Origin of the sequence: Staphylococcus sp. GDX8P80P (genome assembly GCF_017893095.1) — a bacterium.
Lineage (GTDB): Bacteria > Bacillota > Bacilli > Staphylococcales > Staphylococcaceae > Staphylococcus > Staphylococcus borealis.
Window position 1 is genome coordinate 1 of record NZ_JAESMI010000191.1, and the last position, 664, is coordinate 664.

General features: G+C 34.0%; 1 protein-coding gene. It reads left to right on the forward strand.

Features of this window, described 5'->3' with window-relative positions:
- Positions 1–60: 60 nt before the first annotated feature.
- A complete protein-coding gene (locus tag KA858_RS12245) occupies positions 61–642 on the forward strand; it encodes a restriction endonuclease subunit S (RefSeq protein WP_210135828.1) in 582 nt (193 codons plus the stop codon).
- The last annotated feature ends 22 nt before the right edge of the window (positions 643–664 follow it).

Consider the following 664-nt stretch of genomic DNA (forward strand, 5'->3'; position numbering starts at 1 on the left):
ACTACAAGGATTTTTTGTTATATACTCAATTTGTAGTAATAAAAAAATACAAAGAAGAAGGTGAGTCAAATATCTCAATTATTTACGTTTCATAATGGTTCATTAATTAATAGACTTGAAGTTGTAGAAACATCTCAAGGGGTAACATTACCAATTTATGATCAACGTATGATGGAGTTCGATGGCGGCGTGTTTCAATCGACCACTCATCAACCTAAGCACGTAACATTAAGCACAACACATCAAGCCAAGATGGTTCATATGGGTGACATTGTGATTAATATGATGACCAGTGAATGTGTCATTGTGAGTCAACACCATCATGAAAGTCTCCTACCTTATAATTATACGCATATTGAGATTGATCCCACACAAATTGATGCCAACTATTTTGTCTATTGGATGAATGCATCCTCTCAAGCGAAGAGTCAGTTAAATCAATTTAAGCAAGGGGGATCGTTAGTTAAAAAATTAACATTGAATCAACTTAAACAACTTAAAATCACATTGCTCCCTTTAGAACAACAGCAACGCATAGGAAAAGTTGATGAACGACGTAGACGTTTAAAGTATTTACAAGCGAAACGAACTTACTTGATGGACCAATTTTTATCAGAATATTTATTTAAGGAGGACATTTAGATGTCAACAACGGAAAAACAAC